At 37.0% G+C, this 23,230-nt stretch carries 21 protein-coding genes; 17 read left to right on the forward strand and 4 right to left on the reverse strand.

Annotated features, from left to right (window positions below; all coding sequences use genetic code 11):
* Positions 1–66 precede the first annotated feature (66 nt).
* The 10 genes from nhaC (at position 67) to ribB (ending at position 9,915) form a co-directional block, all read left to right on the forward strand.
* Positions 67–1,554 carry a Na+/H+ antiporter NhaC gene (nhaC, locus tag B5488_RS05660; RefSeq protein ID WP_079734377.1) on the forward strand — a complete coding sequence of 496 codons (1,488 nt, stop codon included), beginning with the start codon at positions 67–69 and terminating at the stop codon, positions 1,552–1,554.
* 186 nt (positions 1,555–1,740) lie between these two features.
* Positions 1,741–2,379, forward strand: coding sequence for a peroxiredoxin (locus B5488_RS05665; protein WP_079734378.1), 639 nt, complete (start codon positions 1,741–1,743; stop codon positions 2,377–2,379).
* Between the two features lie 22 nt (positions 2,380–2,401).
* Positions 2,402–2,716 carry a thioredoxin family protein gene (locus tag B5488_RS05670; protein ID WP_079734379.1) on the forward strand — a complete coding sequence of 105 codons (315 nt, stop codon included), beginning with the start codon at positions 2,402–2,404 and terminating at the stop codon, positions 2,714–2,716.
* Complete coding sequence (locus tag B5488_RS05675) at positions 2,697–2,945, forward strand: DUF6952 family protein (protein WP_075327298.1); 249 nt, start codon at positions 2,697–2,699, stop codon at positions 2,943–2,945. The genes B5488_RS05670 and B5488_RS05675 overlap by 20 nt, the downstream gene beginning before the upstream one ends.
* 131 nt (positions 2,946–3,076) lie before the next feature.
* Positions 3,077–3,577, forward strand: coding sequence for a thiol peroxidase (gene tpx, locus B5488_RS05680; protein WP_079713623.1), 501 nt, complete (start codon positions 3,077–3,079; stop codon positions 3,575–3,577).
* A complete protein-coding gene (locus B5488_RS05685) occupies positions 3,577–3,939 on the forward strand; it encodes a diacylglycerol kinase (protein WP_079734380.1) in 363 nt (120 codons plus the stop codon). The genes tpx and B5488_RS05685 overlap by 1 nt, the downstream gene beginning before the upstream one ends.
* A gap of 318 nt (positions 3,940–4,257) precedes the next feature.
* Positions 4,258–6,627: a DNA translocase FtsK gene (locus tag B5488_RS05690; RefSeq protein WP_079734381.1), complete on the forward strand. Its 2,370-nt coding sequence runs from the start codon at positions 4,258–4,260 to the stop codon at positions 6,625–6,627.
* Between the two features lie 17 nt (positions 6,628–6,644).
* Positions 6,645–7,286 (forward strand): LolA family protein, encoded by a 642-nt coding sequence (locus B5488_RS05695; protein WP_079734382.1) that lies wholly within the window; start codon positions 6,645–6,647, stop codon positions 7,284–7,286.
* Between the two features lies 1 nt (position 7,287).
* Entirely contained in the window at positions 7,288–8,736 is a 1,449-nt protein-coding gene (locus B5488_RS05700; protein ID WP_079734383.1) for an LptF/LptG family permease, read from the forward strand.
* A 30-nt stretch (positions 8,737–8,766) separates the two neighbouring features.
* The gene (gene ribB, locus B5488_RS05705; protein ID WP_079734384.1) at positions 8,767–9,915 is read left to right on the forward strand and encodes a 3,4-dihydroxy-2-butanone-4-phosphate synthase; all 1,149 of its coding nucleotides are present in this window, start codon (positions 8,767–8,769) and stop codon (positions 9,913–9,915) included.
* Here ribB and B5488_RS05710 read toward each other — a convergent pair.
* A complete protein-coding gene (locus B5488_RS05710) occupies positions 9,912–10,544 on the reverse strand; it encodes an NAD(P)H-dependent oxidoreductase (protein ID WP_079734385.1) in 633 nt (210 codons plus the stop codon). The two genes, ribB and B5488_RS05710, sit on opposite strands and share 4 nt — an antisense overlap.
* A 128-nt stretch (positions 10,545–10,672) precedes the next feature.
* Here B5488_RS05710 and B5488_RS05715 point away from each other — a divergent pair, with 128 nt between their 5' ends.
* Both B5488_RS05715 and B5488_RS05720 read left to right on the forward strand, forming a co-directional pair.
* Positions 10,673–11,305 (forward strand): SanA/YdcF family protein, encoded by a 633-nt coding sequence (locus B5488_RS05715; protein ID WP_079734386.1) that lies wholly within the window; start codon positions 10,673–10,675, stop codon positions 11,303–11,305.
* 118 nt (positions 11,306–11,423) lie between these two features.
* Positions 11,424–11,780: a phage holin family protein gene (locus B5488_RS05720; protein ID WP_079734387.1), complete on the forward strand. Its 357-nt coding sequence runs from the start codon at positions 11,424–11,426 to the stop codon at positions 11,778–11,780.
* On the opposite strand, the gene B5488_RS05725 is transcribed toward B5488_RS05720, so the two are convergent.
* Together B5488_RS05725 and B5488_RS05730 are read right to left on the reverse strand one after the other, a co-directional pair.
* Positions 11,777–12,895, reverse strand: a complete 1,119-nt coding sequence (locus B5488_RS05725) for a PepSY-associated TM helix domain-containing protein (protein WP_079734388.1) — start codon at positions 12,893–12,895, stop codon at positions 11,777–11,779. The genes B5488_RS05720 and B5488_RS05725 overlap by 4 nt on opposite strands.
* A gap of 60 nt (positions 12,896–12,955) precedes the next feature.
* The gene (locus B5488_RS05730) at positions 12,956–15,436 is read right to left on the reverse strand and encodes a TonB-dependent receptor (RefSeq protein ID WP_079734389.1); all 2,481 of its coding nucleotides are present in this window, start codon (positions 15,434–15,436) and stop codon (positions 12,956–12,958) included.
* Positions 15,437–15,669: 233 nt separating this feature from the next.
* Here B5488_RS05730 and B5488_RS05735 point away from each other — a divergent pair, with 233 nt between their 5' ends.
* Positions 15,670–16,482, forward strand: a complete 813-nt coding sequence (locus B5488_RS05735) for an HAD family hydrolase (protein ID WP_079734390.1) — start codon at positions 15,670–15,672, stop codon at positions 16,480–16,482.
* Positions 16,483–16,552: 70 nt separating this feature from the next.
* Positions 16,553–17,791, forward strand: a complete 1,239-nt coding sequence (locus tag B5488_RS05740; RefSeq protein ID WP_079733433.1) for an IS256 family transposase — start codon at positions 16,553–16,555, stop codon at positions 17,789–17,791.
* Positions 17,792–17,939: 148 nt separating this feature from the next.
* Here B5488_RS05740 and B5488_RS05745 read toward each other — a convergent pair whose 3' ends face one another.
* Complete coding sequence (locus B5488_RS05745; RefSeq protein WP_079734391.1) at positions 17,940–18,383, reverse strand: VOC family protein; 444 nt, start codon at positions 18,381–18,383, stop codon at positions 17,940–17,942.
* A 146-nt stretch (positions 18,384–18,529) separates the two neighbouring features.
* Between B5488_RS05745 and B5488_RS05750 the strand changes: the two genes are divergently transcribed.
* The 3 genes from B5488_RS05750 (at position 18,530) to B5488_RS05760 (ending at position 23,091) form a co-directional block, all read left to right on the forward strand.
* A complete protein-coding gene (locus B5488_RS05750) occupies positions 18,530–20,401 on the forward strand; it encodes a S9 family peptidase (RefSeq protein ID WP_079734392.1) in 1,872 nt (623 codons plus the stop codon).
* 100 nt (positions 20,402–20,501) lie between these two features.
* Entirely contained in the window at positions 20,502–22,367 is a 1,866-nt protein-coding gene (locus B5488_RS05755; protein ID WP_079734393.1) for a TIGR00341 family protein, read from the forward strand.
* 241 nt (positions 22,368–22,608) lie between these two features.
* On the forward strand, positions 22,609–23,091 hold the full coding sequence (locus tag B5488_RS05760) for a DUF4168 domain-containing protein (protein WP_079734394.1): 483 nt from the start codon (positions 22,609–22,611) through the stop codon (positions 23,089–23,091).
* Positions 23,092–23,230: the final 139 nt, after the last annotated feature.

Raw genomic sequence — 23,230 nt, forward strand, 5'->3', positions numbered from 1 at the left:
TCTGATTAAAATAAATTCAACCGAAAACCTTTTTAATAAGGTTTTAAACATATACTTCAAGCCTTAATGGAAAACCAAAACCCGTCCCAAGCTGAACAAATTCCTACGAATAAAGAACTCGGCATTTGGCCCGCATTAATTCCTGTTTTTGCACTTATCGCAATGCTTGCTTTTAATGTTTTTGTTTTTGGAGACGATTCATTAAGTGGTTCCAATCAATTTGTTTTATTGCTTGGTGGTGCTGTTGCAGCTGTTGTTGGCTATTTCCATAATGTGGAGTACGACAAAATGATAGACGAAGTTGCGGGAAATATACAAAGTACTGCCGGGGCAATTCTAATTTTATTAATGGTGGGCGCGTTGGCCGGAACCTGGCTTATTTCAGGAATTATTCCCACAATGATCTATTATGGGTTACAAATTTTAAATCCTACAATTTTCCTGGCTGCCTGTGTGGTTATTTGTGCGGTAATTTCAGTAGCAACCGGAAGTAGCTGGACAACTTCAGCCACTGTGGGTATTGCACTAATAGGAATTGCGGAAGCTTTAGGGATTTCGGTAGGTATGACTGCAGGGGCAATTCTATCTGGAGCTTATTTTGGGGATAAATTATCGCCTTTAAGCGATACCACCAACCTCGCACCGGCAATGGCGGGAACCGATTTGTTTACGCATATTCGATATATGACACTTACCACCGTTCCCACGGTTACAATAACCCTGATTATTTTTGTAATAATCGGACTTAATTTAGATACTTCCGGCACTACCGATACTTCAGCTATTCTTGCTTCCATAGAAAATTCATTTAAAATATCTCCCTGGTTATTTTTAGTACCAGTAATTGTAATTGCATTAATCGTAAAAAAGACTTCCCCCTTAATCGCTTTATTATTGGGAACGCTACTCGGTGCTGCTGCAGCCTTATTCTTTCAACCTGATATTGTAGCACAAATTGCAGGAACTACAAACCTGGATTTTGTTAGTGGTTACCGGGGCGTAATGCAGGCAATTACTGTAGAAACCGCTGTAGAAACCGATAATGAAAATTTAAACGATTTATTTTCTGCCGGTGGAATGGCGGGAATGTTGGGCACGATCTGGCTAATAATTTGTGCAATGGTTTTTGGCGGAATTATGGAAGCGATTGGCGCCCTTGCCAGAATAAGTAAAGCTTTATTGAATTTATTTCACACCACCTTTGGTTTGTTTGCCAGTACGGTTTTTAGCTGTTTGGCTTTAAACGCAACTGCATCAGACCAATATTTAGCTATTGTAGTTCCTGGAAAAATGTTTGCCAAAGCGTATCGTGATAAAGGCCTTGCTCCCGAAAATTTAAGTAGAACCCTGGAAGATTCCGGGACTGTGACTTCAGTATTAATTCCCTGGAATACATGTGGTGCATACCATAGCGGTGTTTTAGGTGTTCCAACTCTAAGTTATGCCGGCTATGCTTTCTTTAATTATTTAAGTCCGTTTATGACGCTACTTTTTGCTGCTTTCAGTATAAAAATCAAGGAATTAAGCGAATCTTCTAAAACTCAAACTGCTTAAACGGCCTGTATTTACGGGTGAAACACTTCTTAAATAAGACTTCTCTATTTGATTTTACAAAAGCAATAAACAAAACTTATTATTGTATAGTATTTTAAAATTTTAATAACTTTTTTAAGGGGAAACTTTCTTTAAATTTGCACCAGAATTACAATAGAAGTTAAACCAATAAAAAACAGAATTAATATGTCATTAGTAGGAAAAAAATTTCCAAATTTAAGCGTAAACGCAATGGATGAAATGGGTGATACCTTTCAACTAAATATTTTGGAAGAAGCTCAGAAAAACAAGAAAAAAGTATTGTTATTCTGGTACCCTAAAGATTTCACCTTTGTTTGCCCAACAGAATTGCACGCTTTCCAAAAAGCAGCTGAAGAATTTGAAAAAAGAAATGTAATGGTAGTTGGAGCTTCTTGTGATACTCCAGAAGTACATTTCGCCTGGTTAAATACTCCAAAAGATAACGGAGGAATTGAAGGCGTTAAATACCCAATCCTTGCAGATTCTAACAGAAACCTAAGTTCTCGTCTTGGAATTCTTGACATTACCGGAGAGTCTTATGACGAAGAAACCGGAGATGTTACTTTAGAAGGTGACAACGTAACTTACCGTGCTACTTATCTTATTGACGAAGATGGAAAAATCTTCCACGAAGGTGTAAACGATATGCCACTTGGTAGAAACGTAGCAGAATTCTTAAGACTTGTAGATGCTTATACTCACGTACAGGAAAAAGGTGAGGTTTGTCCTGCAAACTGGGAAGAAGGTAAAGAAGGAATGAACGCCGATAGAGACGGAGTTGCTTCTTACCTAAGCTTAAACTAAGAGTAAAGGGAAAGAGATTGTTATGATAAAAGAACTAGAACAAGATAATTTAAACGAAATAGTTTCAGATAATGAAACCGTTGTGGTACAATATATGGCCGGATGGTGCGGTAACTGCCGACTAATGAAGCCTAAATTTAAAAAATTGGCTTCAGAAAATGAGAACGCAACGTTCTTATTGGTAGATGCTGAAAAGTATCCGGAATCCAGAAAAATGGCTAATGTAGATAACCTACCAACTTTTGCCACTTTTAAAAACGGAAGTTTCGTTAATCAGGTACAAACTAATAAATTTGAACCTCTAAAAGACCTAGTAAATGAAGTTACCAGTAATTAAACATTTAGCACGCGAGAACGAAGCTCAAAAACTGGAACATACCATAGAAGTCCTTGAAAGCTATTCTGAACATCGTTCGGTAAAAGACGAGGAAATGGATGTAATAGGTGAATTGATCTCGAATTTATGTGGCGCTGTAGAAGTTAAGCATTCTATTGATGGGGGAACTCCAGAAAAGGATGCCTGTAACAACTTTATGCAAAAAGTAGTTGGTTCTATAGACCGTTAGAAATCGCGTTTTGATTATAAAGCAAAAAGGGCTGTCTTATATTAAGGCAGCCCTTTGTTTTTATGATAATTTTAGTAAATCCCTAAAACAGATGTTCTAAATTTATCAATCCAATTTAATAGCAAACATTCATGTCGCAGATAACATTAAAAGGTGAAAAAATTAACACCTATGGCAACCTTCCAGAAAAGGGAGAGAGAGCACCACATTTCGCTCTCATTAAATCAGATCTTAGTACCGCAACTTTAAACGATTTTAAAGGAAAACGCGTTATTTTAAACATTTTTCCCAGTATAGATACAGGTGTTTGTGCAACTTCTGTAAGAAAATTTAATGAGCGGGCTACCGAGCTTGAAAACACGGTTGTACTTTGTATTTCCCGTGATTTACCATTTGCCCAAAAGCGTTTTGTAAACGATGAAGGTTTAGAAAATGTAATCAACCTATCAGATTTTAGAGATAGAAACTTCGGAAAAGATTACGGCCTGGAAATTATGGATGGTCCTTTTGAAGCTTTACTTTCTCGTGTAGTAATTGTATTAGATGAAAACGGAAATGTAATTCATAGCCAGCAAGTTCCTGAAATTGGTGAAGAACCAGATTATCTCGCCGCTCTTAAAACCCTGTTATAATGCGGGATAGTTTCCTCGGAAAAAGAATAAGAGGAGGCGGCTATGCCATTAAAGGTGCCTGGTTGTTATTAAAACACGAGCAGAGCATACAGGTGCAATTTGTGCTTGCTATAATTATGTGTGTTGCCGGTTATTTCTTTGGTATCACCAAAACCGAATGGATGTTTCAATTTGTAGCCATAGGCCTTGTAATGACTGCTGAAGGTCTAAATTCAGGCTTGGAAGCAATGGCAGATTTTGTGCATCCAGATTTTCATAGTAAAATTGGCCATATAAAAGATATTGCGGCGGGTGCGGTCTTTATTGCAGCCGTAATCGCACTAATTATTGGGGTGTTTATTTACTTTCCTTATATTTTTTGACAAATCTTTTTAAATAAGATTTCATTTCAAATGGTTTTTTCCACGGCTAGTGTAATCAAAAGATTAAACAAAACTTTTCTTCCGGGCTTGACCCTATAGTTTTTATTTTCAATTTATTATTTAAATAATTTTTGAGCTTTAGTTTTCACAACCTAAAGCTTTTAAATTCTGGGGTATTTTAAGCTTTACTTCTCAAAAAATAATTGCTTAGATTTGAACGTTTAAGCATATAAAACATCACCCGCTAAACTGAAAGCAATTTTCTTTATTTTAGACGGGGCTAATTTGTATTTTTGCTCAAAATCCTACAAATCATCTATGGCCAAAAAGAAAATCAGGACTAAAACAAGCACCGGGAAAAAGTCGACTAAATTTTCCTTTAAACTTAACCGGCAACAAAAGGTAGTTTTAGGCAGTTTCTTAATGTTATTTGGCCTGGCTTTAAGCGTTGCATTTATTTCATTCTTATTTAATTGGGAGGTAGACCAAAGCACGCTTGGGGAGTTTTCAAACCGGGAAATAGAAACCAAAAACTGGCTAAGTAAATTTGGCGCAACGGTGAGCGACTTTTTTATGTATAAAGGTTTTGGAATTGCCGCTTTTATCTTTTCAATTTTAGTAAGCTACACCGGTTTTCATCTTTTTCTTGGCGTAAAATCTACAAAACTAAGGGAATCCTGGTTTTGGGGTATTTTAATTATGCTGTGGCTGGCCATTTTCTTCGGATTCTTCGCTGCAGAAAATCCCCTTTTAGGTGGCAGAATTGGCTTTGAAATGAACGATTTCCTACAGGATTATTTAGGTTTCTTCGGAACAATTTTATTGATGTTATTCCTCTTCATCGCATATTTAACTTTAAGACTAAACCTTACCCCCGAATTAATAGGAAGTTTTCTGAAGTCTAAAAAAGAAAGCCTAAACAAAGAATTCAAATCTAATGGCGAAGAAATTTCGGCTACAGAAGAAGAAACCGACTGGAAAGAAAAAGTAACTCCTAAACAGGAAAAACCTACCGAAAAATCTTCGGCTGAAATAAAACTGGATGCTACGCCTCCAAAAGACGAAAAACCTTCTCCTGCTTCAAAAACAAAATCGGTAGAGCCCGAAGAAGTAGAGATGGAAGTAGAAACAACCCAGGAAGAAGAGTTAGATGAAGATAAAATAAGTAATAAAATCGTTAAAGATTTTGGTGAATTTGATCCCACTTTAGAACTCAGTAATTATAAATTCCCTACGCTGGATCTGCTTCAGGAATATGGTGGCGGCATTACGGTAGACCAGGAAGAACTTGAAGGGCACAAAAACCGAATTGTAGATACGCTTAAAAACTACAAAATTGAAATCGCTCAAATAAAGGCTACAGTAGGCCCTACGGTAACGCTATACGAAATCGTGCCGGAAGCCGGAATTAGGATTTCAAAAATTAAAAACCTGGAAGACGATATTGCGCTTTCCCTTTCAGCATTGGGAATTCGTATTATTGCGCCAATTCCGGGAAAAGGAACTATTGGTATTGAAGTTCCGAATAAAAACGCAACTATTGTGTCTATGCGTTCGGTAATTGCTTCGCCAAAATTCCAAAATGCAGAAATGGAATTACCAATGGCACTTGGGAAAACCATTTCTAACGAAACTTTTGTGGTAGACCTGGCAAAAATGCCGCATATGCTTATGGCCGGTGCAACAGGTCAGGGTAAATCGGTTGGATTAAATGCCATTCTTACTTCCCTACTCTACAGCAAACATCCTGCAGAAGTAAAATTTGTGCTGGTAGACCCTAAAAAAGTTGAACTTACGCTTTTCAATAAAATTGAAAGACATTACCTCGCAAAACTACCAGATTCAGGAGATGCAATTATTACCGATAATACCAAGGTAATCAACACCCTGAATTCTTTATGTATTGAAATGGACAATCGTTACGAACTGCTGAAAGATGCGATGGTTCGTAATATTAAGGAATACAATGTCAAATTTAAAGCAAGAAAATTAAATCCGGAAAACGGGCATAAATTTTTACCATACATCGTACTGGTAGTAGATGAATTTGCCGATTTAATCATGACCGCCGGGAAAGAAGTAGAGACACCAATTGCCCGCCTGGCCCAGCTGGCGCGTGCCATTGGAATTCATTTAATAATTGCTACCCAAAGACCTTCCGTAAATGTAATTACAGGTATTATAAAAGCTAATTTCCCGGCCAGAATAGCTTTTAGGGTGACTTCAAAAATAGATTCCAGGACAATTTTAGATGGCCAGGGAGCAGATCAACTTATTGGGCGTGGAGATATGTTATTTACCCAGGGAAATGAATTAAGACGTTTACAGTGTGCTTTTGTAGACACTCCCGAAGTAGACAAAATCACCGAATTTATAGGTTCTCAAAAAGCTTACCCGGAAGCGCACCAACTTCCGGCTTACGAAGCCGATGATAGTGGCACAGGTGTTGATATAGATATTAGCGAAAGAGATAAACTCTTTAGAGAAGCTGCCGAGGTGATCGTTACCGCTCAACAAGGCTCTGCTTCTTTGCTGCAACGTAAACTAAAATTAGGTTACAATCGCGCCGGCAGGATTATAGATCAATTAGAAGCAGCCGGCATTGTAGGACCTTTTGAGGGAAGTAAAGCCAGGCAGGTTTTAGTGACAGATCTTGCAGCCTTAGATCAATTATTAAATGAAGAATAATACACCTAATTACTAAGATGAAAAATTTAATTTTTATTACACTCGCTATTTTCACCATTAGCTTAAATGCCCAGAATTATCAAAAAGCCGAAAGCCTTTTAAATGAAGTTTCTTCTAAGGTTAAAAGCTATGATAATATGGTGATAGATTTTAAATACACCCTGCAGAATAATGCTGCCAACGTAAACCAGGAAACCCGTGGGGATGTAAGCATTAAAGGGGAAAAATATGTGCTAAACCTCATGGGAACCACCCAAATGTTTGATGGGAAGAAAATCTACACCATAATTCCCGAAGATGAAGAGATCAATATTTCTACCTATGTTGAAGAGGAAGAAAATAATATTACTCCGTCAAAAATGTTCACTTTTTATGAAGAAGGCTATAATTATGAGATGGATGCCGCTCAAAATTTAAATGGACGCAAAATTCAATATGTAAAGTTAACCCCTAAAGACAGTAATGCCGAGGTTAAAAATATTCTACTGGGAATAGACAGCCAAACCAAACATATTTATAACCTTATCCAAACCCAGGATAACAATACCAAAATAACTATTACCGTAAAAAGCTTTAAAACCAACCAGGAGCTTGCACAAAACCTTTTTACCTTTGAAGAAGATCGTTACGAAGATTTTTACATCAATAGATTAGACTAAATTGAAAATATTAGACCGGTACATACTCACCAGTTACCTAAAAACGTTTTTTACAGTTTTTATCATCTTAATGTTCATCTTTGTACTCCAAACCATTTGGCTGTACATAGGTGAACTGGCGGGGAAAGATTTGGATACTGAAATTATTCTTAAATTCCTTCTCTATTTTTCTCCTAAACTGGTACCGCTGGTTTTACCCCTTACTATCCTGCTTACTTCCATAATGACCTTTGGTAATTTTGCCGAAAATTATGAGTTTGCAGCAATGAAATCTTCCGGGATTTCCCTTCAAAGAGCTATGCGAAGCTTAACTTTCTTTATTCTATTGGTAAGTGTTACCGCTTTCTTTTTTGCTAATAATGTAATCCCTGCCGCTGAATATAAATCGATAAACCTCAGGAAAAATATTGCCAAATTAAAACCGGCAATGGCTATCACCGAAGGCGTTTTTAACGATTTAGGAACCATAAATATTAAAGTGGAAGACAAAAGTGGAGATAACGGCCAGTATCTAACCGATGTGATTATCCATAAAAAAACTGCCCGAAGCGGAAATTTTACGGTAATGAAGGCCAAAGAAGGGGAATTAATGGGCAGTACAGATTCCGAGGTACTTTCTCTCATTCTAAAAGACGGTAATTATTACGACGAAATTCAACCTTCCGATTATTCTAAAAGAAGAAATAAACCTTTTGCCAAGAGTTATTTTGAGGAATATACCATAAACCTGGATCTTTCTGACTTTAATAATGTAGACCTCGAAGATGAAAGTTATAGCAACACCCAGGGAATGCTTAATATTTCTGAACTCAAACAAAGTATAGATTCATTTTCTACCGCTTATAACGAAAAGAAAAGAAATCTAAGTGAAAATATGTACCGGCGTACAGATTTTGATAAAATTGAGGTAAACCTTAATCCTTCAGATTCTATAACGGAAATAGAAAATACTATTCTTGAAGAATATGACACCTACCAGGCTGTCCAAATTGTTAATCTATCACTTGGGTCTATAAACGGTGCACTTTCGCATCTAAATATAAAAAGATCTGAATTAAAGAATTCTACCAAACAACTCAATAAATTTGAAATAGCCCTCCACGAAAAATACGTTCTGGCTGCAGCCTGTATTATCTTATTTTTTGTTGGCGCACCCTTAGGTGCGATAATAAGAAAAGGCGGTATGGGATTACCTATGGTTGTTGCTGTTCTACTTTTTCTAACCTATCATTTTATCGGAATATTTGCTAAAAATAGTGCCGAAGATGGAAGTGTGAGTCCGTTTTTAGCCACATGGCTTTCAACATTAATTATGCTGCCATTGGGAATTTACCTCACCTATCGGGCTACTACAGACCAGGGTCTTTTTGCTTTTGATAATATTACCCAGCCTATTCGAAAAGCTCTTAAAAAAGCTGGTATTATTAAGCCGAAAAGAAAAATAGATTAAATATCTTTGCAGCCCAAAATAACACACAACATGGCTCAGGAAACTACTACCCAAACTCCACTTAAACTTCACAATATCCAGGAAGCGATAGACGATATTCGTGAAGGCAAGGTTATTATTGTGGTAGACGATGAAGACAGAGAGAATGAAGGCGATTTTGTTGCAGCCGCAGAAAAGGTGACCCCAGAAATGATAAATTTTATGGCCACTCATGGCCGCGGACTCATTTGCGCACCAATTACCGAAGAACGTTGCAAAAACCTGAAACTGGAAATGATGGTGAGCAATAATACCGATCCCATGGAAACCGGTTTTACCATTTCGGTAGATTTGCGAGGAAAAGGTGTAACCACGGGAATTTCAGCTTCAGATAGGGCCAAAACAATTCAATCGTTAATAGATCCTGAAACCAAACCTATAGACCTTAACCGTCCCGGGCATATTTTTCCGCTTAAAGCAAAAGAAGGCGGCGTGTTAAGAAGAACAGGGCATACCGAAGCTGCTATAGACTTTGCCAGGCTTGCAGGTTTTGCTCCCGCAGGTGTTATCGTAGAGATAATGAACGAGGATGGTTCTATGGCCAGACTTACGCAATTGATGGAAGTGGCGAAAAAATTTGACCTCAAAATTGTTTCAATTGAAGATTTAGTGGCTTATAGAATGCAGCACGATTCTTTAATTGAAAAGAAAGAAGATTTTGATCTTGATACCCGTTTTGGAAAATTTAGATTAAGAGCTTACCGCCAAACCACCAATGGGCAGGTTCATTTAGCACTTACCAAAGGGAACTGGAAAAATAATGAAGAAATTTTGGTTCGGGTAAATTCTACGCTGGTTAATAATGATATTCTTGGAACACTAACTAATAATGCCGACAAGAAACTGGATAATATGTTTAGGGCGATTAATGAAGAAGGTCGCGGCGCAATTGTGTTTATAAATCCAGCCATACAATCTTTAAATTTATTACCGCGTCTCGCCGAGCTAAAAGAACGCCAGAAAAAAGGCGAAGTAAAAGCTCCGCCTTTAAATATGGATAATAAAGATTTTGGAATTGGTGCCCAGATTCTACACGATCTGGAAATTCATAAAATAAAATTACTTTCTAACTCCCAGCAAACTAAGCGTGTGGGAATGATTGGCTACGGACTGGAAATTACCCGCTACGTAAATTATTAATTTACTTCAATTATAACATCATCTAAAGGTCTTCGCACCTTTTTAAATTCAGAAAACATATCGTCTTCTGCACGATAACCTACCGGTAAAACCAAAACCGATTTTAAGTTGTGTTCTTCTAATTTTAAGAGTTCATCGTACTTATCGGGTTGAAAACCTTCCATAGGGCAGGCATCTATTTCTTCGGTAGCACAAACGGTTAAAAGTGTCCCCAAAGTTAAATAAGCCTGGTTTAGTGCCCAGGCGTGTACCTCTTCTGCTGCTTTAGATTCAAAACTTTCCACAAGAGATCTTTTAAAAGGATCTAAAATATCATCGGGGGTTTCGCGTATATGCTTTACCCTTTTAAAGTACTTTTCAATAAAATTCTTATCAACTTTCTTTTCAATACAAATCACTAAAACGTGAGACGCAGTATTTAACTGTTGCTGTTCCCAGGAAGCGGTTTTTAATTGTTCCTGTAATTCTTTATTGCGAACCACCACCATTTTTAAAGGCTGCAAACCATAAGATGTAGCAGTTAAATTAAAAGCTTCTTTAAGAATGTTTATTTTCTCTAAAGAGAGTATTTTTTCAGGATCGAACTTTTTGGTGGCATAACGCCATTGTAAAGCTTTTATATTACTCATGTTTCAAATATTCTTTTTAAGAATTTCAAAGGTAATCAATCACTTTTTATACATAAAGCTTCCTTAATAAATTAAACACATAGGTAAACTATATTTCTTTATCTTCGTTCTATAATTGGCGCTGCCCTATGAAGCTGTTTAGAAAATTTATTCTCGCTTTTGCACTTTTCGTTATCATAAGCATCCTCATAATATTTGGATTAGAAGCCTATGTGCAAAAAGAAACTGCTAATCTTATTTATTCTGAAATTGCAGAAATTCCTTCAGCAAAAACAGGAATAATTCTTGGCGCTAGTGTACATGCTGATGGGAAATTATCCCCAATTCTTGAAGATCGTGTAGAAACTGCCTACCAGCTTTACAAACTCAATAAGATTGAAAATTTTCTGGTAAGTGGAGATCATAGAACCGATGATTATGACGAAGTAAATGCAATAAAAAGTCATTTGGAGAAAAAAGGCGTTCCTACTGAAGATATTATTTTAGATCATTCTGGCTTTGACACTTACGATAGTATGTTTAGAGCAAAATCGGTTTTTGAAATCGAAGACGCCATAGTAATTACTCAGAAATTTCACTTACCCAGAAGTCTTTATATTGCTAAAAACCTGGATGCCGACTATAAAGGATTAGAAGCCGCTCCCGTTGCATATACTTCTTCTGAAACTATTAAACGCCGGGAACAACTGGCGAATTTTAAAGCTATTTGGGAAATTGTTACCAATCAACAACCTACCACGCTAGAAAAACAACCTAAGTAAACTACCGCGGAACTCCCGATATTTCTCGAGAAAATCTCGATTATCGATTAAAATTGATTTTAAGCTTCTGGCTATTTTTTTCTATCTTTAGATAACCTAACCAAAAAATCTAAAAACTATGCTTCAATGGATAGTGCATATCGTTATAGATGCCCTGGTTTTACTAGCCGCAGCCAATATCATGCCTAAAGTGAAACTCGAGGGTTTTAAAACGGCTATTATTGTAGCTTTAATTATCGGGGTACTTAGTTTTTTATTAAGCTGGGTGCTCACTCTCTTACTAAATGTAGCAACCTTCGGAATTTTTTATTTTCTGGGATTAGGATTTATCACCCGGGTTATTGCCTACGCCATTATAATTGAAATAGCCGACCAGTTTAGTGACGATTTTAAAACCGAAGGTTTCCTTCCTTCTCTATGGCTTGCCGTTTTTATAGCCATTGTAGGTGGAATTGTGGATTGGGTACTTTTTTAAGTTTTTGATTTAGGCTTTTTATTTCTGCGACCAAACCAAATTACAAACCCGCTAACGGGAAGTGCAGCTACAAACAAACTTGCAAAGAAGGCAATTATTTTACCGGTTAATCCAAAATACTGGCCGGTGTGCAAACCAAAAGTCATTTCCTGCAATTTCATCCCGGTACTTTTGCTAGAGTATTCGTGATTTTTCAATAATTCACCGGTTTCCGGATGAAAATAAAAGTTAGATTGATGATCATAATCCATCGCTTCGGGATAAGAACCTGTTGTTATTGGCGCGCTTCCACCCTGTTCCCACACAAAAAACATTTCATCTTCAGGCCGTTGTTTTAAGGTTTCAACTATTGCAATATCCAGGGCGTTTTCAGAATATTCAGTATCTTCAATTTGAATATTTAACCGGTCTTCCGGTTTTTCCTGCCATAGATTTGCCAGGTCGTATAGGCCGTGATTCATCCATTCATAAGAAAAACTAAGTCCCATAATGGCTATAAACAAAGCCAGAAGCGAAATATATAATCCGGTTATACTATGCCAGTCGTAATTTACACGGCGCCATTTGGCATCCCATCTTATTTGAAGACGTTTCTTGAAGTTTTTTCGCTTTTTTGGCCACCAAAGCACAATTCCAGAAATAAGCATGAAAACGAAAATTAATGTAGAAATTCCTACTACCTGTTTTCCTATTTTCTCCGGAAGCCAGAGATGCATATGTAAATCTTCTACAATTAGAAAAAAGTCGTCTTCCAGGTTTTCTTTCTGAAGAAATTCAGCAGAATAAGGGTTGAAATAAATATGATGCGGCACCTCATCTACCATAGTATAAACAAAAGCCGAACGATCCCTACCCTGGTACACAACCATTCCGGGTTGAACTTCAGGAAAAAGGTCTTTTGTTTTATTCTGAAGTTTTGAAGGCGCTACAAATGTTGAAGCTTGCGGAGTAAGATTTCGATAATCGCGGGTTATGTCCTTAATCTCGTCGTGAAAAACAAAAATGCAACCGGTAATAGCCACTATAAAAACAATAAGACCGGAACCAAGTCCCAGCCACAGATGAAGCTTAGCAATCCACTTCTTTAAACCTTTATTTTTTGTTTTTTTCTGCATATAAATAGGCCACCACCAAAACTCAAAACAATTTTGATGGTGACCATATTAATTCATTTATTAGAAATTATAAGTTAAACTCGCCGCAAAGTTTCTTGGTCTTTGTGGGTTTATTGTAGACCAACCGGTATAATATTCTTCGTTGGCAAGATTATTCAACTTCAGGTTAATTCCAAATTTATCTACATTATAGAATAACGAAGCGTTTAAAATAGTATAAGAAGGCAGGGTAAAAACTCCCGCAGTCTGGCGATTAAAGATCATATTATCACTCGCGTAGTTTCCTCCAAAACCAACACCAAAACCTTCAAGATTCCCCTGTGTAAAACGGTAACTCGCCCAAAAATTAGCTAAAGTTTCAGGCCCTGCCGATTCCGGTCTTCTTCCAAGGAAATCTAACTGATCAGATTCGGTTAATTCGCTATCATTATGGCTAAATCCTGCGATTAAGTTTAAACCTTCAAAAGGGCTGGCGGTAATACTCGCTTCAAAACCACGACTGTATTGTTCTCCATCCTGAACAAGATTAAAAGGATTTTCAGCATCCTGCATTACCATATTAGAAACCTGGATATCGTAGTAACTTAAAGTGGCAGAAAGATGATTTTTGAGTAGGTTCAATTTTGTTCCCACTTCAAATTGTTTTGCTCTTTCAGGATCAAAAACTATGGTTCTTGTTTCTCCGGTTTCCAGGTTATCTACCTGTCTTGGGCCCACGTTGCTAAAACCATCCATATAATTTGCGAAAAGCGCTACTTTATCTAAAACCGGCTGATAAACCAATCCAAATTTTGGGGAAAGTGCCGTTTGGCTATTGGTTTCAGTTTCAAACTGGTCTAATCTTAAGCTCGTCATTAAAGCAAGCTGCGGAGTAAAATTAAGTACGTTAGAAATGTAGGCACTGTAAATATCTTCTTCAGCAATACTATTATTTCTATTAACGTTTTCCAATAAACCGGCCGTGCCTTCTTTACTTAGAATTCCGCTATCGTTATCTGTAATATAATTTGCTGGCTCATAGATGTCATAAACACTTTCGTTTACGTTTTGCAAGCTTGCATTACCAATATAAACCTCGCCATTTGCAACATATCCGCTATTGTTATCAATTACTTTTCTATTGAAATAATCTAAGCCAACCACGGTACGATTGCGCATTCCGGCGATTTCAAAATCCCCGATAAAGTTCTGTTGAATATCATTACTTATCGTCGTAGAATTTTGATTGCTTATATAGCGTGTAAAAACAAGACCTTCGTCTAAGTTTGTTACATCTCCTGGTACTTCTTCTCTACCCTGATTAAATTGAGTAGATTCATATAAATAAGAATAGTTACCTAGTGCTTTTGCCGAACCTGTAGAAACCGCCGTTTGTGAAGTCCAGCTTTCTGAAAGTTTATAATTCATTTGCGCCTGCAGGCTAAACGTAGGATTCTCTACCGTAAGATCGTTACTGGTGTAAGACTTATTGTTATCATAACCTAATTCTTCAATATTGGTAGCGCTAAGCGGTGCACCTCGATCTACGAACAACATTAAAGGATTTGTACTTTCAGAATCGTAAAATTCAGTATTTATAAAAAATGAAAGTTTATCATTTACTTTATAGCTTAACGAAGGCGCTACAAATAGAGACTTATTAAAGCCTGCATCCTGGAAACTGTTTTCGGTATGGTAAGCAGTATTTACTCTTAAAGCTACATCACCCGTTTCATCAAGCGGTGTGTTTACATCGGCAGTTACACGGTTTAGTCCAAAACTTCCCAGGGTGTAAGAAATATTTCCACCAAAATAATTATAAGGTTTTTTAGTTGTAATATTAATTAAACCACCATAGGAAACAAGGCTACTTCCATAAAGAGTTCCCGATGGCCCCTTAATAACTTCAATATTTTCCATATTTGCAGGATCTGGGCTGCCGTTAGTTAGTGCAGGTAATCCATTAACCAGGTTTGGTTGTACAGGAAAGCCTCTAAGCGAAAAATACCCCGCACCATCGTTTCCACGGCCGGTAGATTCCCAAAGCTTAGTAAGCCCTGAAGCGTTTTTAATCGCATCATCAAAATTTGTAATCACCTGTTCCTTTAAAAGCTCTGAAGTGATATTATTATATACCTGCGGATTTTCAATTTTCTTAAGTGGCATTTTTGCTACACTTACGCTGGTATTTCGGGTAAATTTATTACCGTTCCCATTTCCTCTCAACACTACAGTACCTAATTCTTCCTGCTTACCTATTAAAACAATAGATGGAATATTAGTAGTTGCGCCAGGCTGCACGCTTATTTTTAAATTTTGGGTTTCATAACCTACATAAGAAATTTGCAAAGTATAATTTCCTTTCGGAATATTTCTTAACGTAAATTCTCCCCTATTATTGGTTTCATCACCAATTTGAAGTCCTTTAACTTCAACATTTACATTAGACAGCGGGTTTGCTGCATTATTTACTACATTTCCTTTAATTGCACCCGTATTTTGTGCAAAGCTAATTTGAATAGCTAAAAGAAAGAACATAACCAGGCTATTTGAAAGCTTCATTAGTCAGTGTTTTTATTTAGATTGGATTTAAATACGGGGCAAATGTATAAACCAATTCGCTTTTTCAAAAGCTTATTTATAATTATTTTAAATAAAAATAAAGACGAACACCTCAGGTTTTTGTATATCAAATAAATAGATCAAAAAATTCTATCTAGATAAAAGCACATTTGATGCTTTCTTAACTTATACCCAATTCTAATCTTTTATATTTGCAGCTTAATTTTTGCGCTATGATAAAACTGATTGTGACCGATATGGATGGAACTTTGTTGAACGACGAGCACGAGATACATCCAGATTTTTGGGAGATAGAAGAATTACTTAATAATAAAGGAATAATGTTCGCTGTGGCAAGTGGCCGGCAGTTTTACAATCTGGAGAGCAAATTTGAAAGAATTAAAGACCGAATGATGTTTTTTGCCGAAAACGGTACCCACGTAGTGCATAAAGGAAAAGATCTTTATGTAAATCCTTTAAACAAGGAGGCTGCGATGAACTTTGTAAGAAAAGGCAGGGAACTTTCTAGTACTCACTTAGTACTTTGCGGGAAAAATTCGGCGTATATAGAAAGTAAAGACGATAGCTTTTTTAACGAGATCAATAAATTTTACAAAAAGATAGAAAGAGTAGACGATCTTACTAAAGTAGAAGACACATTTTTAAAAGTAACTTTTTGCAATTTTAATGGGGTTGAAGAAAATACCTACCCTCATTTAGAAGAATTTGCAACTAATTATAAAGTGGCCATTGCCGCCCATGTTTTTATAGATGTTACTTCAATTACTGCAAATAAAGGAAATGCTATTAGCGGCATCCAGGAAGAACTAAATATTTCTCCCAAAGAAACCCTGGTTTTTGGCGATTACCTCAACGACCTGGAAATGATGCAAAACGCAAAATACAGCTACGCCATGAAAAACGCGCATCCAGAGATTATTAAAGTAAGTACCTATTTAACAAATTTCGATAATAACGAAAATGGAGTGCTAAAAACCATCGAAGAACTCGGCTTGCTAAAAGATGAGTATGCGATAAAAAGTTAAAACTTTATGAGGGTGTAATCTCAAGTCTGTCTAGACTTTGAAAATTAAATTAAAATTTTTAGACTAGATTATGACACAAGAAGAGATTAAGGAATTAAAGGAAAAAGCATTAAAACAATTTTTATCAGGAGAATCCCTAACCGGCAAAAACGGCGCTTTTGCTCCAATGCTTAGGGAGTTTATGGAAGAGGCCCTGGAAGCAGAAATGTCTTCGCACCTTTCCGATGAAGAAAAAGGCTCAAAAGCAGGTAATAAGCGTAATGGCAAAGGCAAAAAGACCCTAAAGAGCAGCCAAGGGGACGTCACCATTAACACGCCCCAGGATCGTAACAGTACCTTTGAGCCGGAGATCGTAGCGAAACGCCAGCGTATCCTGGCCGATAATTTAGAAAAGCAGATTATAGGCATGTACGGGATGGGCAATAGCCTGCGGGATATCTCAGCTCATATAGAGGAAATGTATGATTCCAAGATATCCACACACGTTCTAAGTGATATTACGGACCGGGTGATTCCCAAGGTTAAGGAATGGCAGGATCGCCCCTTGGAGCCGGTATATTGCATCCTATGGCTCGACGCGATGCACTTCAAGGTACGCGAAGAAGGCAAAGTAAAGCACAAGGCCTTGTATAATATTTTAGGAATAAATAAAGCTGGAAGAAAGGAAGTGCTGGGTATGTATATCTCGGAAAGTGAAGGGGCCAATTTTTGGCTTCAGGTGCTGACCCAATTAAACAACCGTGGCTTAAAAGATATTCTGATTGCCTGTACGGATAATCTTACGGGCTTTAGTGAAGCCATTCATTCTGTTTATCCCAAGACTGATATTCAGCTATGTATTGTCCACCAGATCCGCAATAGTATGAAGTATGTGGCCAGTAAGGATCAAAAAGATTTTATGAAAGACCTTAAACTGGTGTACAAGGCTGACACCAAAGACCAGGCTGAATCGGCTTTACTGGATCTGGAAGAAAAATGGGGCAAAAGATATCCCATAGTGATCCGTTCCTGGAATGATAACTGGGACCGATTGAGTGCTTATTTTGAATATACCGCACCCATTAGAAAACTCATATACACCACAAATGCCGTAGAGGCTTTTCACCGGCAGGTAAGAAAAGTAACCAAGACCAAAGGCGCTTTTACCAATGATATGGCACTATTGAAGCTGGTTTACCTAGCTACCAGAAGAATTGAAAAGAAATGGAACGCCCCACTGCAGAACTGGGGTTTGGTAGTTCAACAATTAGCTATTAAATTTGAAGGTCGGCTAGAGTTGGACTTAGCCACCAATGAAACGAAAAACTAAAATTTTCTTCTCCCGGGGGTACCCCCGGGAGAAGAAGCAGACAGAGTTGAGCTAACACTCCCAACTTTATTCAATAATTGAATTTTAAGTATTCAGGCTTGCTTTCAACCTAAACTATTATTCCTTTAGAATGCTTTATGAGTATGCTTCAATTTAGTTTATTATCATTCACCTCAATCCAGTACCCATCGGGATCCTGAAAGTAAATTTGCCTGATCCCGTCTGGACGGTTGGTTACCGTATCTTTTTCACCCTTCCCGTTTTCAAAAGGAATGTTTTTATCTTTCAGAAAATCCATAAATTCTGATAGATTCTCGGTATTAAATGCAGAATGAAAGCCTTTATTCTTTACTATTTCCGTATCACTTTCAACCAAATGCAGCTGTACCTTATTATTTAGCTGAAACCATTTTATGTGATCTCCAAGACCACCATTATATATTTGCTTTAATCCCAGGATGTTTTCATAGAAATTCACAGAAGTTTTTAAATCCTTCACCCGAATGGTATCGTGATCTTTGCTGAAGTTAAAATTTTTTGAAGCCGTAGTAGCTGCAAATAAAATAATTGCTGGGAGATTTTCATTTTTCATAATTAATTAATTTTTCTTCAAAATAGTAATAAACCCTACTTTTTGCAAAAAACAGGCTACCTAAACTAATTCAGCGAAAATTACGTAAATTTAGTTTATTTAAAATACTGATTATCAAACCACATCACCAACCAAAACTTCTAATTATGAAATATTTTATTTACTTAATGGCTTTTCTTAGCCTTCCCGTATTTGCGCAACAAAACCAGGAACCGGAAGATTATACTATTGAACAGTTTTACGAAAATACTCGTATAGGGGGAGGTTATTTTTCTCCTGAAGAAGATAAAATACTGGTAAGCTCAGATAAAAGCGGAATTTTTAATTTGTTTGAAATTGATATTTCTTCCGCAGAAATGCAACAAGTAACTTCTTCTGAAGAAGATTCTTATTTTGCTATAGATTATGTTCCAAATTCTGAGAATATCCTTTATTCGGCAGATAAAGGCGGAAATGAAATTAACCATATTTACCTGCTGGAAGAAAATGGAACTTCTACCGATTTAACTTCTGGAGAAAATGAAAAATCACAATTTGCCGGATGGAACAATGAGAAAACCGGTTTCTATTATCTTTCAAATAAAAGGAATCCGCAGTTTTTTGATTTATACGAAATGGATATGCAGAGCAGGGAAAGTGAGTTAATTTATAAAAATGAAGAAAATCTCTCTTTTGAAGATATCTCTCACAATGGGAAATTAATTGCCCTCACCAAAGCTATTACCACCAGTGAAAATAAGCTTTATTTATACCATTTAGAAACCGAAGAAATGACAGAACTTTCAGAAGAATCAGCTCAATATTCAGCTTCCGGTTTTTCTAAAAATGACGAACATTTCTATTACATTACCAACGCCGGTAGGGAATTTAAAAGTTTAATAGCATATAATCTTGAAACTAACCAAAGCAGCAATTTGTTTGAGACCAATTGGGACGTAATGTATAGTTATCTTAGTGAAAATGATAAATACAGGGTGATAGGTATTAATGAAGACGGAAAAAACAGTCTAATTATCGAAAATACCGAAACCGGTGAGGAAGTTGATCTTCCCGATATGGAAAATGAAGATATTGTAGCAGTAAATATTTCGAATAGTGAAGAACTAATGCGGCTTACCATTGGCACAGCAAAAGCTCCTAATAATCTATATATTTATAATTTTTCATCGGGAGAATTAAAGAAATTAACCAATACGCTAAATCCCAAAATTAATTCTGAAGACCTGGTTTCAGCTGAAGTGGTTCGGTACGAATCTTTTGACGGACTGGAAATTCCTGCCATTTATTACAAACCGCATCAAGCTACAAAAAACAACAAGGTTCCCGCCCTGGTTTGGGTTCATGGTGGGCCAGGGGGCCAATCGCGAGTGGGTTACTCAGCTTTAATTCAGTATTTGGTGAACCAGGGTTATGCAATCCTGGCGGTAAATAACCGTGGCAGTAGCGGTTATGGAAAAAGTTTCTTCAAAATGGATGATAAAAAACATGGAGATGAAGATTTAAAAGATTGCATTTGGGGTAAAAAATGGTTGCAGCAACAGGAATATATAGATTCAGAAAAAATAGGGATTCTTGGAGGTAGCTATGGCGGTTATATGACGATGGCGGCAATGACTTTTACTCCAGATGAGTTTAAAGCAGGTGTAAATATATTTGGGGTAACTAATTGGTTACGCACCTTAAAATCTATTCCGCCTTACTGGGAAGCTTTTCGTGAAGCGCTTTACGAAGAAATGGGCGATCCTGTAAAAGATTCCATCGCGCTTTATAATAAATCACCGCTTTTTCACGCCGAACAGGTTAAAAATCCCGTAATGGTTTTACAGGGAGCTAACGACCCACGGGTGCTTCAGGTAGAATCAGATGAAATTGTTGCCGCATTAAAAGAAAATGATGTTCCAGTAGAATATGTTGTTTTTGAAGATGAAGGTCATGGGTTTATTAAAAAAGAGAATGAAATTGAAGGGTACAGGCAAATAAGACAATTTTTAGATAAATACTTAAAGGAAGAAGACTAAGCTCAAGCTATTCTTATAGTCTAAGTCAAAAACTCAGGTTAAACTTTTAGTGCCGATTTCAAAAAGCCTTATCTTGGCGCTGCAATCGCAATAAGAAACTATGCTGTATATTTTACATCATCCTGATGATAGGGAAACTGTGGAGAATGATATTTTTCCGTTATTAGAAAATACCGAAAAACAAACCATAGATTACCCGGAAACCGAATTTGAAGCAGGAAATGATGACATAATAGTCACTTATTTAAGCGATGAGTTTCTAAGGGAATTTTTGCCGAAAGCTGCCAAGAAAAACCAGAAAGTTGGGATTCTACCCCATCCCGAGAACACCTATACCACCAAGGGCCTGGGGATTGCAAATGACCCAAAAGAAGTTATAGAAGAAATTCTCGAAAATGAAGAAGCGCATACTTTAGATATGCTCTATTGTAACGATATTCCCATATTCCAGTCGGTTAATATTGGGAATGTTTTTATTTTCACTGAAGATCATCAGAACAATAATTTTGTAAGGGAAGTTTACACCTTTTTTAAAAACATCAGGCATTTATCTTCCCTTTCCCACAACTCGTATGTGATAAGCTCAGAAGATGAAAAAATAATTCATACTTCGGCCCTGGGAATAATTGTAGTAGAACATGCATTAAGCTCGGTTGTAGCTAGAAGACTGGTTTCTGAAAGTTCTTTGAACGATGGGATGTTTACAGTACTTATTATTTCTCCTACTAATTTATTGCAATTAATATGGTTTTTATTACGCAGTTTACTTCCTGGTGGCAAACAATTAGATAAGACGCCATCTTTTATTGGTAGATTAAAAATTGCCAACCTACACATCAAAAATTCTTCTGAAATAGAATTTACCATAGATGGAGAAAAAGAGCAGGCCAAAGAAATATCTCTCAGGGTAGAACCCGAATCACTTTGCCTGGCGCAGGCCAGTAAATATTGCACAGAAAAAGATGAAGCCAATTTAAAAAAGAGTAATAAAACCGATACCCTGCCTACCGGCGAAAAACGCGAAGAATTAACCAAACGTACATTACCTATTTTTCCCCGCGCCACAACCGAGGAATTTCAGGAATTATTTAAAGTATTGCGGGAAAATTCTAAAACTACCTCAATTTATGTGGTAATGATGATCCTCTCCACCCTCATCGCCACTTTCGGACTCTTCGCTGATTCATCACCGGTTATAATTGGAGCGATGATTTTGGCACCTATTATTTCTCCTATCGTCTCTTTTGCGATGGGAATGGTACGTTACGATACCAATATGCTCAAAAGGGGAATTATTACCATTTTAATTGGAACCGGAGTTTCGCTCTTATTCTCCTCTGGGGTTACCCTTATTATTCCAATAAAATTAATCACTTCTGAAATTGATGCTCGCCTCTCCCCTACACTCTTGGATATGGGAATTGCGGTAGCGTCTGGAGTGGCTGCGGCTTATGCACATGCAAAAGAAGGTATTGCAAAAAGCCTTGCGGGTGTAGCTATTGCGGTTGCGCTGGTACCACCATTGGCCGTTGCAGGGATTGGAATTGGCTGGTGGGACTGGCAGGTATTTTCAGGAGCCTTTTTACTGTATTTAACCAACCTTGCGGGAATTATAATGTTTGCGGGAATTACCTTTCTCGTCCTCGGTTTTGCGCCATTTAAACGTGCAAAACTCGGTTTGGTTTATACCTTAATTTTAATCGGGATGGTGATGGTGCCCCTTTCCCTTTCTTTTAATCGAATAAAAAAGGAGGCCAGTATTACCCGGGAATTAGAAGGCTCTACCGTAAACGAATTGGTAATTAGGGATGTGAAAGTTAGATTTGGAGATCCTTTACGCGTTTCGCTTACCCTGGTGGGGCCAGAAAACCTGAGTAGCGATGAAATTCGTGAAATTAAAAAGAAGCTGGAAGATGATATTGGAGAACCTATTAATCTGGAAGTAATTTCTGCTCGTGGATTTTAATAATTTGTATTCCAGGTGATTACGAAAAGTATAGTACAAAAATATTTCCTTCAAAAACTATTCATTTGTTACCGGTATTATACATATGAAGTTAAAAACTGAGCAATTAGAGAAAGGATTTTAACAAGGTTCTCAAATTGAGTTAAATTTCTCTAAAAAACTAAATATTAATATCAATAATATTTGTGTCGCAATATGATATTTTTAGATTGCGCTTCATTAAAAACTTTAAACAAAGATTATGATTAAATCAAAAAAGATTGCAGGTTTATTATTTGCTTTTGCCCTACTAGGATCAGCAAGTGTATTTGCCCAAACTCAACAACTGCCACAGCAACAACAGCAAGCTGTAGAAGTAGATGTTAGTGACGAGGAGCTTTCTAAATTTGCTGATGCTTACCAAAAAATTAGAATGGTAAACCAGCAGGCGCAACAGGAGATGGCGAAGAAAGTAGAAGATAGCGGATTTGACATTCAGCGTTTTAATGAAATTCATCAGGCATCTTTAGACCCAAATACTGAGGTTGATGCTTCTGAAGAAGAAAAAACAAAGCACAAAGAAGTTGTTGCTGAAATTGAAGGAATGCAAAGCGAATTTCAAGAAGAAATGGAAAGTGCTATTTCAGAAGAAGGTCTTGATGTTGCACGTTACGAGAAAATCGCAATGGCACTTCAAACCGATACTGAATTGCAACAGAGATTACAGCAGTTAATGCAAGGATAATTTCTAAATAAAGTTTTAGAAATTCAATAAAAAAAGGTCACCAATAAGGATGGCCTTTTTTTATGTTTATTTTATAACTACTTTCTTGGTGAAACCAGCAGGTTTACTATATTTTTAGCACTACAGACAAGAAACTAAA

The sequence above is a fragment of the Salegentibacter salegens genome, from assembly GCF_900142975.1.
Classification (GTDB): domain Bacteria; phylum Bacteroidota; class Bacteroidia; order Flavobacteriales; family Flavobacteriaceae; genus Salegentibacter; species Salegentibacter salegens.

Coding starts and splice junctions, on each gene's coding strand:
- B5488_RS05685 (WP_079734380.1), top strand. CDS start 3,577: ATGCGGGATAGTTTCCTCGGAAAAAGAATAAGAGGAGGCGGCTATGCC.
- B5488_RS05665 (WP_079734378.1), top strand. CDS start 1,741: ATGTCATTAGTAGGAAAAAAATTTCCAAATTTAAGCGTAAACGCAATG.
- B5488_RS05735 (WP_079734390.1), top strand. CDS start 15,670: ATGATAAAACTGATTGTGACCGATATGGATGGAACTTTGTTGAACGAC.
- B5488_RS05750 (WP_079734392.1), top strand. CDS start 18,530: ATGAAATATTTTATTTACTTAATGGCTTTTCTTAGCCTTCCCGTATTT.
- B5488_RS05690 (WP_079734381.1), top strand. CDS start 4,258: ATGGCCAAAAAGAAAATCAGGACTAAAACAAGCACCGGGAAAAAGTCG.
- B5488_RS05675 (WP_075327298.1), top strand. CDS start 2,697: ATGAAGTTACCAGTAATTAAACATTTAGCACGCGAGAACGAAGCTCAA.
- nhaC (WP_079734377.1), top strand. CDS start 67: ATGGAAAACCAAAACCCGTCCCAAGCTGAACAAATTCCTACGAATAAA.
- B5488_RS05725 (WP_079734388.1), bottom strand. CDS start 12,895: ATGCAGAAAAAAACAAAAAATAAAGGTTTAAAGAAGTGGATTGCTAAG.
- B5488_RS05715 (WP_079734386.1), top strand. CDS start 10,673: ATGAAGCTGTTTAGAAAATTTATTCTCGCTTTTGCACTTTTCGTTATC.
- B5488_RS05755 (WP_079734393.1), top strand. CDS start 20,502: ATGCTGTATATTTTACATCATCCTGATGATAGGGAAACTGTGGAGAAT.
- B5488_RS05720 (WP_079734387.1), top strand. CDS start 11,424: ATGCTTCAATGGATAGTGCATATCGTTATAGATGCCCTGGTTTTACTA.
- B5488_RS05670 (WP_079734379.1), top strand. CDS start 2,402: ATGATAAAAGAACTAGAACAAGATAATTTAAACGAAATAGTTTCAGAT.
- tpx (WP_079713623.1), top strand. CDS start 3,077: ATGTCGCAGATAACATTAAAAGGTGAAAAAATTAACACCTATGGCAAC.
- B5488_RS05730 (WP_079734389.1), bottom strand. CDS start 15,436: ATGAAGCTTTCAAATAGCCTGGTTATGTTCTTTCTTTTAGCTATTCAA.
- B5488_RS05710 (WP_079734385.1), bottom strand. CDS start 10,544: ATGAGTAATATAAAAGCTTTACAATGGCGTTATGCCACCAAAAAGTTC.
- B5488_RS05760 (WP_079734394.1), top strand. CDS start 22,609: ATGATTAAATCAAAAAAGATTGCAGGTTTATTATTTGCTTTTGCCCTA.
- B5488_RS05695 (WP_079734382.1), top strand. CDS start 6,645: ATGAAAAATTTAATTTTTATTACACTCGCTATTTTCACCATTAGCTTA.
- B5488_RS05740 (WP_079733433.1), top strand. CDS start 16,553: ATGACACAAGAAGAGATTAAGGAATTAAAGGAAAAAGCATTAAAACAA.
- B5488_RS05745 (WP_079734391.1), bottom strand. CDS start 18,383: ATGAAAAATGAAAATCTCCCAGCAATTATTTTATTTGCAGCTACTACG.
- ribB (WP_079734384.1), top strand. CDS start 8,767: ATGGCTCAGGAAACTACTACCCAAACTCCACTTAAACTTCACAATATC.